Raw genomic sequence first — 9,029 nt, forward strand, 5'->3', positions numbered from 1 at the left:
CTGGTGGTGTGGGCGACTGGCACCTCATTGTGCCAGCCCCGCACCGGGCGCCGGAGTGCCCGCGTCCGCCCGGCCCCGGGGGGCCGCCGCGGCCTGCTCCTCGGTGCCGGCGCCGGTCTGCCGCGGGTCCGGCAGCAGGACGTCGCAGACCTGCGGTCCGGCGTCGGGGGTGACGCGGTGGCGGCGCCGGGCGAGCGGTGCGGCGAGCAGGCTGAACACCGCGAACACCGCGATGGCGAGCAGCACGATGGCCGGGCCGGAGGGCACGTCGAGCTGGTAGGAGCCGGTGACGCCGGCCAGGGCGACGACCACGCCGACCGCGATCGCGCCGGCCTGGGTCGCGGCGAAGGAGCGGGTGAGCTGCTGGGCGGCGGCCACCGGGACCACCATCAGCGCGCTGACCAGCAGCAGGCCGACCACCCGCATGGCGACGGTGACGGTGACCGCGGCCATCACCGCGAGCAGCAGGTTGAGCAGTCGCACGGGGACGCCGGTGACCTTGGCGAAGTCCTCGTCCTGGCAGATCGCGAAGAGCTGGCGGCGCAGGCCCAGGGTGACGGCGATGACGACGGCGCCGAGCGCGGCGATCGCGGCCAGGTCGGCGGGGGAGACGGTCAGGATGGAGCCCCAGAGGTAGCTCTCGAGTGAACCGGCGCCCGCCTGGGCGGACTTGGAGACCAGCAGCTTGCCGCAGGCCATGCCGCCGTAGAAGAGCATCGCGAGGGCGATGTCGCCGCGTTGGTTGCCGCGCGAGCGGACCAGTTCCATGGTGACGGCGCCGAGCACGCAGACCAGGACGGCCATCCAGACCGGGCTGGTCTGGAAGACGAAGCCGAGGCCGACGCCGGTCATCGCCACGTGGCCCATGCCGTCGCCCATCAGGGCCTGGCGGCGCTGCACCAGGTAGATGCCGACGGCGGGGGCGGTGACGCCGACCAGGACGGCGGCGATCAGCGCCCGCTGCATGAAGTCGTAGCCAAGCATCTCGGTCATGACAGCAGTCCCCGGATCCGTTCGTGGTCGTGGCCGTGGTCGGCGTGCGGGTGGACGTGGTCGTGGCCGGGCAGGGCGTGCAGGCCGGTGTTGGGCACGGGCGGGCCGTCGTGCGCGACGCAGCCGTCGCGGAGCACCACGGCGCGGTCGATCAGCGGTTCCAGCGGCCCGAGTTCGTGCAGCACCAGCAGTACGGCGGCGCCGCGGACGACCTCGGCGCGCAGGGTGTCGGCGAGCACCTGCTGGCTGGCGGCGTCCACGCCGGCCATCGGCTCGTCCATGATCAGCAGGTCGGGGGAGCCGGCCAGCGCACGGGCGATCAGCACCCGCTGCTGCTGGCCGCCGGAGAGGTCGGCGACGCCGTCGCGGGCGCGGTCGAGCATGCCGACGGCGGCCAGCGCGCGGTCCACGGCGGTGCGGTCGGCGCGGCGGAAGGGCAGCAGCCGGTGCAGTGGCAGACGGCCGGTGGAGACGACCTCGCGCACGGTGGCGGGGACGCCGGAGGCGGCGGTGGTGCGCTGGGGGACGTAGCCGATCCGGTGCCAGGCGCGGAACCGGGCGAGCGGGGTGCCGAACAGTTCCAGGCCGCCGCGCTCCAGCGGGACGGCGCCGGTGACGGCCTTGACGGTGGTGGACTTGCCGGAGCCGTTGGCGCCGAGCAGGGCGACCACTTCGCCGGGGCGGACGGTGAGGTCGACGCCGCGCAGCACCGGCCGTCCGCCGCGCGAGGCGACGGCGTCGTGCAGGCGGACGGCCGGGGGTGTCGGGGGGGTCATACCGGTGATCCCGTCAGCTGGTGGGGGTGGTGGCGGCCGGGGCCGCGGTCGGGCCGGTGCCCGTGCCCGCGTTCGCGCTTGCGTTCGCGTTCACGCCGAGGGCGGTCTGCAGGGCGGTCAGGTTCTGCCGCATGACCGTCAGGTAGTCGTCCTCGGCCTGGTCCTTGACGCCCTCCAGCGGGTCGAGGACGGCGGTCCTGAGGCCGAGGTCCTTGGCCACGGTCTCGGCGAGCCGGGGGCTGGCCAGGGTCTCGAAGAAGATCGTGGTGACGCCGTTCTCCTTGGCGGCCTTCTGGACGTCGGCCATCCGGGCCGGGGTGGGCTCGGACTCGGGGTCGACGCCGTTGATGGAGACCTGGGTGAGGCCGTAGGCCTCGGCGAGGTAGCCGAAGGCGGCGTGGCTGGTGACGAAGGTGCGGTTGGGCGCGTCCTTCAGCCCGTCCTTGAACTCCTGGTCCAGGGCGGTGAGCCGGCCGACCAGTTCGTCGGTGTTCCGCCGGTAGTCCTCGGCGTGCTCCGGGTCGGCCTGGGCGAACTCGGCGCCGACGCTCCTGGCCACGGCGGCGTAGCGGGTCGGGTCGAGCCAGATGTGCGGGTCGCCGGCCGCCTCGTCGTGGTGGTGGCCGTCGTCGTGGCCGTCGTGGTCGTGGCCGTCGCCCTCGGCGTGGCCCTCCGGGAGGTGGTGGTCCTCCAGCGGGACGGCGGCGGTGGCGTCGACCTTGTGCTTGGCCCCGGAGCCGGCGACGGCCTTGTCGACGGTGGGCTGCAGGCCCTTGAGGTAGACGATCGCGTCGGCCTTCTGGACCCGTCCGACCTGCTTGGCGGTGAGTTCGAGGTCGTGCGGCTCGACGCCGGCGGCGGTCAGGCCGGTGACCTTCACGTGCTCGCCGCCGATCTTCGTGGCGAGGAACTCCATCGGATAGAAGGACGCGACGACGTTCAGCCGGCCGTCCGGGCCCTGGTCGCCGCCGTTGCCGCAGGCCGTCAGGGTGAGGGCGGCGGCGACGGCGGTGGCGGTCAGGGCCAGGGTGCTGCGGGCACCTCGTCGGATCATCATGACAACCATTCTCAGATTAGATGGAAATGATTGTCAAATCACCCGGATGGGTGAACGGGCGGTGACGGTGAGTGGGCCGGTACCGGCGATACCGATTTGAACCCCGTACCCATATGGCCGGTAACCTGAGGTATTCGGGTACGCGCAACCAGCCGTGCCCTGACCGGGCCGTACGTACTGAAGAGAGCACTGTGGCAGCCGACAAGATCGAGACGATCGTCAGCCTGAGCAAGCGCCGTGGCTTCGTCTACCCCTGCAGCGAGATCTACGGCGGCACGCGTGCCGCCTGGGACTACGGACCGCTGGGCGTCGAGCTCAAGGAGAACATCAAGCGCCAGTGGTGGCGCGCGATGGTCCAGGCCCGCGAGGACGTCGTCGGACTCGACTCGTCGGTGATCCTGGCCCGCGAGGTCTGGGAGGCGTCCGGCCACGTCCAGACCTTCAACGACCCGCTGACCGAGTGCCTCTCCTGCCACAAGCGCCACCGGGCCGACCACCTGGAGGAGAAGTACGAGGCCAAGCACGGCTTCCCGCCGCCGAACGGCCTCCAGGACATCAACTGCCCGGACTGCGGCACCAAGGGCCAGTTCACCGAGCCCAAGGACTTCTCGGGCATGCTGAAGACCCACCTCGGCGTCACCGAGGAGGCGAGCGGCCTGGCGTACCTGCGCCCGGAGACCGCCCAGGGCATCTTCACCAACTTCAAGGCCGTCCAGACGACTTCGCGCAAGAAGCCGCCGTTCGGCATCGCCCAGGTCGGCAAGAGCTTCCGCAACGAGATCACCCCCGGCAACTTCATTTTCCGGACCCGCGAGTTCGAGCAGATGGAGATGGAGTTCTTCGTCAAGCCGGGCGACGACGAGCAGTGGCACGAGTACTGGCTCCAGCAGCGCTGGGACTGGTACGTCGGCCTCGGCCTGCGCACCGAGAACATGCGCCTGTTCGAGCACCCGAAGGAGAAGCTCTCCCACTACGCCAAGCGCACGGTGGACATCGAGTACCGCTTCAACTTCGGCGGCAGCGAGTTCTCCGAGCTGGAGGGCATCGCCAACCGCACCGACTACGACCTGTCGGTGCACAGCGAGGCCTCCGGCCAGGACCTCAAGTACTTCGACCAGGAGTCCGGCGAGCGGTACTTCCCGTACGTCATCGAGCCGGCGGCCGGCCTCAACCGCGCCCTGCTGGCCTTCCTGCTCGACGCCTACTTCGAGGACGAGGCGCCGAACGCCAAGGGCGTGATGGAGAAGCGCGTCGGCATGCGCCTCGACCCGCGCCTGGCGCCGGTCAAGGTCGCGGTGCTGCCGCTGTCGCGCAACGCCGACCTCTCGCCGAAGGCCCGCGGCCTGGCCGCCGACCTGCGCACCGCGTGGAACGTCGAGTTCGACGACGCCGGCGCCATCGGCAAGCGCTACCGCCGCCAGGACGAGATCGGCACGCCGTTCTGCGTGACGGTCGACTTCGACACCCTGGAGGACAACGCGGTGACCGTGCGCGAGCGCGACACCATGACGCAGGAGCGGGTCTCGCTGGACCAGGTGAAGTCCTACCTGGCCGCGCGCCTCATCGGCTGCTGACGTCCTTCCGCAGCGCGGGGAGCCCCCGTCCGCCCTTCCGGGGCGGGCGGGGGCTCCGTGCCGTTCCCGCCGTGGAGCTCCGCCTAGCGGCGGCCCCAGCGGGAGCGCGGGCGGGCGGCCGGGGTGGTCGGCAGGCCGGCCGTGCGGAGCGCGGCGAGGGTGGTGCGGTGGCGTACCGGGTCGTCCAGCAGCGGCGTGAGCAGCGCCTCGTACAGGTCCGGGCGCCCGGCCAACGCGGCGGCCAGCCGGACCAGTTCGGCCGGCGGGCGGAGCGCCGGCAGCTCGCCCAGCAGCAGGGTGGGCAGCGGCGGGGCCATGGTGACGGCGAGCGCGGCGAGGTCTCCGGCGGGCCGCCCGGCCGCCTGGCGCAGCAGGGTCCGGGCGTCGACGGCGCGGTCCGCCCGGTAGAGCCCGGTGGCCAGTGCGGCCAGCTCGGTGGTCGGTGCGGAGCCCCACTCCCAGAGCAGGGTGGTGCCGTCCGCGTGCTGCCCGGCCCGTTCCAGGGCGTCCAGCAGGGCGGGCAGGGCGCCGGCCGGGCAGGAGCGCAGCGCGTGGAACAGTGCGCCCGCCTCCTCGGCCAGTCCGGCCTCGCGCAGCTCGGCGAGGGTGGTGGCGGTGTGCTGGGGACCGGCCTGGACGGCGCTGCGGACCAGGCGGACGGAGGCGCCGGCCGGGCCGCGCCGGGCGAGCAGGGCGGCCAGTCGGGCGGTGTCGTGCGGGGTGAGGTGCTCGGCGCCCTGGTCCAGGATCGCGTCGGCCTCGTCGGGGGAGGCCTGGCGGTACAGGGCGGTGATCCGCTCGGCGAGGGCGGCCAGCTCACCGGGGGAGCGGCGCCGGGGCGGGGCGGGGGGCGCCTGCTTCCCGGCCGCCGGAGCGGCGGGCGGGTCGGCGGGCGGGTCTGTGGGCGGCCCGGCGGGCGGGGTGCTGGGCGGTGCGGGTGGCGGCGGGGCGGGCGTGCCGGTGGGCTGGCGCGGGATCCAGCGGCGCGGCGCCGGCTGCCGCAACCGCTCCTCCAGCGCCTTCAGCCGGTCGCTCAGCTCCAGGCAGCGGACGCCCAGCCCCTCCCGCAGCGTCCGCGCCTGGGTGAGCTGCCGCAGCAGCTCCCCGTCCGGCCGCTGCCGTTCGGGCAGGGACTGCAGTGCCTCGGCGAGCCGCCGCTCACGCTGCCCCGCGTACTGTCGGGCACGCAGTAACTCGTCGAGCTGAGCCCTGAGTTCGAGAGCCGCCTGCTCGCTCTCGCTGCCGCCCGCATCCGGGGTGAGGGGCTGTTCCATGTGCCGTGTACGCATGATCACCGCAACCTGTCCAACTTGGCCCTGACGGCCAGACATCCTCTCGTCGGAATGCGGCGGTGGCGTTACGGCAGTGCGTCCACCGTCTTGCGAGTGGTGTCCAGGAGCGCACGGGGCGCAGGAGCGGTGCTCACCCGGCGCCCGCGGCCAGCCGGGCGCGGGTCTCCATGAGGGCGAAGCCGAGCAGGTTCTCGCCCCGCCACTCGGCGGGGCGCCGGGCGCGCTCGTTGTCGGCGCCGAGGCCGATGCCCCAGATCCGGTCGAGCGGACTGGCCTCCACCAGGACCCGCTGACGGGTCGACAGCAGGTAGCCGCGCAGTTCCCCGTGATCGCCGAACTTGGCCACGTTGCCCCGGACGACCAGCTCGAACCGGCCGGCCGTCCATGCCGCGTCGTCGAAGTTCCGGACCTGGCGGCCGAGCTTCTTCGCCTCGGCGGGGCTCGCCGCGGCGAGGATCCGGGCGAGCGTCTTCTCGTCGCCGAACATCCGGGCCTTGCCGGCCATCATCCAGTGCTCGGCGGTGGCGTACTCGACGCCGTCGACGGTGAACGGGTGTCCGGGCCACCACTGGCTCAGCACCCCGGGCCCGAGCGATCCGTCCCGCTGCTCCTGGTGCCCCCAGAACATCAGCCACTTGGGCTCCGCGCCGGCCGCCACGGCGGCGGTCAGTGCGGCGCGGTCGCGGGTCTCGACGGGGTCGATCGTGCGTTCGTCGCTCATATCGTCATGCTGACACAAAGGGGTTCGCGGCAGCCAGCGGGTTTTCGGGCCCCCGGCAGATAGTCGCAAATGGAACTGTTGATCGATGAACTAAATAATGTGACATATTATTGGGCCCGGTCGAATCCGGACGTATCGTCACGATTCCGCCAGGGAGGACACCCTCACCCTCCCTCACCCTCGAACATCTCTGGAGTCCCCCATGAGAGACCGCATGCCACCCGCTGCCGTCGGCGGGCAACGCCCGGCGTCCGAACACCGGTCCCGCCGCCTGCCCGGCCGGGCGGTCCTCGGGACTCTCGCCGCCTCGGCTCTCGTGCTCGCGCTCGCCCCGTCGGTGCCGGCCTCGTCGGCCGCCGCGGCCCCGGGCAAGGCCGCTCGGGGGGCTGGGACGCAGCGGCCGATCGGCCCCGACCCGGTGGTGGACCTGCTGGCGCACGGCAACCTCACCATGGCCTCCAACTCGGTGCTGACCTGCGACGACAGCGACGGCTCGGCCTGCAACGACACCGAGGGCACCAACAACGGCCGCACCAAGTACGTGAAGACCGATCCGAACGCGCCCGGCGACAACGCGTCCTCGGCGCAGCTGGTGATCCCGGCCGGGGCCCGGGTACTGTCGGCGCGCCTGTACTGGCAGTTCAACCCGACCAACACCAGCACCGCCGGCGGCACCTCAGGGGACATCAACACCGGCAACCAGGTGTCCTGGAAGGTCCCGGGCGGCAGCTCCTACGAGCGGCTCACCGCCGACACCTACGACTGGTTCGACCAGCAGGTCGGCGGGACCCCGCCGGAGCCGCTGCTCGCCGGGGCGGGCGTGAAGGACGTCACCGCCCAGGTCAAGGCCGCGGGCCCGGGCAGCTACACCGTCGCGGACATCCAGGCCTGCGCCGGACGCTCCTCCGCGCAGAACTTCGGCGGCAACAACGTCGGCTGCTGGGGCGGCTGGTCCCTGGTCGTCGCCTACGAGAAGCAGTCGGAGCCGCTGCGCTACCTCCAGGTCTGGGACGGCTTCCAACTGCTGCGCACCCCCGACAACCTGGCCACGCTCACCCTCTCCGGGATACACACGCCCGCCACCGCCCCGCCGGCCACGATGGGCGTCACCGTCGGCGACGGCGACGCGCCGATCGCGGGCGACCAGCTGCTGGTCGGCTCCACGACCGACAACCTGACACTGCTGCCGATGCCCGGCCCCACCGGCGTCGACACCGACAACGCCTTCGCCGGCCGGATCGACCACGTCGCGGCGAACGGGACCGGCACCAACACCACCACCCGTGACCCCGCCCCGGTCAACAACTACGGCTACGACGCCCGGATGATCGACGTCACCGGCAGGATCCCCGCCGGCAGCACCCAGGCCGTGCTCCGGATCAACGGCGCCGGCGACGCGCTGCACCCGCAGGCGGCCTGGCTCGCCGTCGACGCCCTGGAACCCGACCTCCGGATCACCAAGGCCAACCAGCCGACCGGCTCCACCACGAACAACCCGCCCGGCACCGTCGACCCCGGCGCCGAGATCACCTACACCTTCACCGTCGCCAACCGGCACGAGGACGGCACCAGCGCCGACCTCGACACCGCCACCGGCGTCACCCTGACCGACGTGCTGCCCGCCGGCACCGGCTACGTCGACGGCTCCGGCCCCGGCTGCACCGCCGTCGGACGGAACGTCACCTGCACCACCGCCGACCTCGCGCCGGGCGCCGAGACCACCGTCTCCTTCCGCGCCCGGGTCGACGCCGGCCTCGCGCCGGGCACCAGGCTCGACAACACCTCGTCGCTGTCCTACCGCGGCGCCCAGACCGGCCGCGACCAGCAGCGCACCAGCAACACCGTGCGCAACACCGTCGCCGAGCACGCCGGCTACCGGCTCGCCAAGACCGCCGACAAGGCCCAGGCGCTGCCCGGCGACACCGTGACCTACCAGGTGGACGTCACCAACACCGGTAACGCGCCGCTCACCGGGCTGACCGTCACCGACGACCTCTCGGCCGTCCTCGACGACGCCGTGTACAACGGTGACGCCACCGCGACGGTCGGCAAGGCCTCCTACGCCCAGCCGGTGCTGAGCTGGACCGGCGACCTGCCGGTCGGCGGCAGCGCCCGGGTGACGTACACGGTGAAGGTGAAGGACCCGGCCGCCGGGGACCGCACGCTGCGCAACACCGTCGTGGCCGACCGGCCCGGTGGCAACTGCCCGGCCGGTTCGACGGCGGGGGAGTGCACGGCCACGGTGACGGTGACCACGTCCACGCCGTCCCCCACGGCCTCGCCGACGTCGTCCCCGACCGCGTCCCCGACCTCCTCGCCCTCCGGCTCCCCCTCCGGCTCGCCCTCCGTCGAGCCGACGGGCTCGCCGACGACCTCGCCCTCGCCGGGCGCGACCGGCGGCAGCAGCGCCCACCCGGCGCCCACCGGCACGCCGGACCAGCCGGGCGGCGGCGGCCTCGCCCAGACCGGCAGCCAGGTCGCGGTGATCGGTGGCATCGGCGCCGCCGTGATCCTCGCCGGCGCGGCCCTCGTGCTCGCCTCCCGCCGTCGGCGCCACCGGCACTGACGCGTCCTGAGCCCGACGGAAGGCGGCCCCACTGCTGTTCGCAGTGGGGC

The 9,029-nt window shown here is 73.1% G+C and carries 7 protein-coding genes; 2 read left to right on the forward strand and 5 right to left on the reverse strand.

The window, feature by feature from the left end; all coding sequences use genetic code 11:
• Nucleotides 1-24 precede the first annotated feature (24 nt).
• Genes ACFU74_RS13435 through ACFU74_RS13445 form a run of 3 tightly spaced genes read right to left on the reverse strand, consistent with a single transcriptional unit; the run spans nt 25 to nt 2,826 of the window.
• The gene (locus tag ACFU74_RS13435) at nt 25-993 is read right to left on the reverse strand and encodes a metal ABC transporter permease (protein ID WP_380755873.1); all 969 of its coding nucleotides are present in this window, start codon (nt 991-993) and stop codon (nt 25-27) included.
• Nucleotides 990-1,769: a metal ABC transporter ATP-binding protein gene (locus ACFU74_RS13440; RefSeq protein ID WP_380755875.1), complete on the reverse strand. Its 780-nt coding sequence runs from the start codon at nt 1,767-1,769 to the stop codon at nt 990-992. Before ACFU74_RS13440 ends, ACFU74_RS13435 begins: the two co-directional genes overlap by 4 nt.
• Before the next feature lie 13 nt (nt 1,770-1,782).
• Nucleotides 1,783-2,826: a metal ABC transporter substrate-binding protein gene (locus ACFU74_RS13445; RefSeq protein ID WP_380755877.1), complete on the reverse strand. Its 1,044-nt coding sequence runs from the start codon at nt 2,824-2,826 to the stop codon at nt 1,783-1,785.
• A 191-nt stretch (nt 2,827-3,017) separates the two neighbouring features.
• Here ACFU74_RS13445 and ACFU74_RS13450 point away from each other — a divergent pair, with 191 nt between their 5' ends.
• Nucleotides 3,018-4,400: a glycine--tRNA ligase gene (locus ACFU74_RS13450; RefSeq protein WP_380755879.1), complete on the forward strand. Its 1,383-nt coding sequence runs from the start codon at nt 3,018-3,020 to the stop codon at nt 4,398-4,400.
• Nucleotides 4,401-4,483: 83 nt separating this feature from the next.
• On the opposite strand, the gene ACFU74_RS13455 is transcribed toward ACFU74_RS13450, so the two are convergent.
• Together ACFU74_RS13455 and ACFU74_RS13460 are read right to left on the reverse strand one after the other, a co-directional pair.
• Nucleotides 4,484-5,674, reverse strand: a complete 1,191-nt coding sequence (locus ACFU74_RS13455; protein WP_380755881.1) for a hypothetical protein — start codon at nt 5,672-5,674, stop codon at nt 4,484-4,486.
• A gap of 148 nt (nt 5,675-5,822) precedes the next feature.
• The gene (locus tag ACFU74_RS13460; RefSeq protein ID WP_380755883.1) at nt 5,823-6,413 is read right to left on the reverse strand and encodes an NADAR family protein; all 591 of its coding nucleotides are present in this window, start codon (nt 6,411-6,413) and stop codon (nt 5,823-5,825) included.
• 214 nt (nt 6,414-6,627) lie between these two features.
• Between ACFU74_RS13460 and ACFU74_RS13465 the strand changes: the two genes are divergently transcribed.
• The gene (locus ACFU74_RS13465) at nt 6,628-8,979 is read left to right on the forward strand and encodes an LPXTG cell wall anchor domain-containing protein (RefSeq protein WP_380755885.1); all 2,352 of its coding nucleotides are present in this window, start codon (nt 6,628-6,630) and stop codon (nt 8,977-8,979) included.
• Nucleotides 8,980-9,029 lie beyond the last annotated feature (50 nt).

Source organism: Kitasatospora sp. NPDC057500 (genome assembly GCF_042802195.1).
Taxonomy (GTDB): domain Bacteria; phylum Actinomycetota; class Actinomycetes; order Streptomycetales; family Streptomycetaceae; genus Kitasatospora.

Excerpts from the sequence above, each read along its gene's own strand:
- ACFU74_RS13435 (WP_380755873.1), bottom strand. The coding sequence starts at position 993 with ATGACCGAGATGCTTGGCTACGACTTCATGCAGCGGGCGCTGATCGCC.
- ACFU74_RS13440 (WP_380755875.1), bottom strand. The coding sequence starts at position 1,769 with ATGACCCCCCCGACACCCCCGGCCGTCCGCCTGCACGACGCCGTCGCC.
- ACFU74_RS13445 (WP_380755877.1), bottom strand. The coding sequence starts at position 2,826 with ATGATGATCCGACGAGGTGCCCGCAGCACCCTGGCCCTGACCGCCACC.
- ACFU74_RS13455 (WP_380755881.1), bottom strand. The coding sequence starts at position 5,674 with ATGGAACAGCCCCTCACCCCGGATGCGGGCGGCAGCGAGAGCGAGCAG.
- ACFU74_RS13460 (WP_380755883.1), bottom strand. The coding sequence starts at position 6,413 with ATGAGCGACGAACGCACGATCGACCCCGTCGAGACCCGCGACCGCGCC.
- ACFU74_RS13465 (WP_380755885.1), top strand. The coding sequence starts at position 6,628 with ATGCCACCCGCTGCCGTCGGCGGGCAACGCCCGGCGTCCGAACACCGG.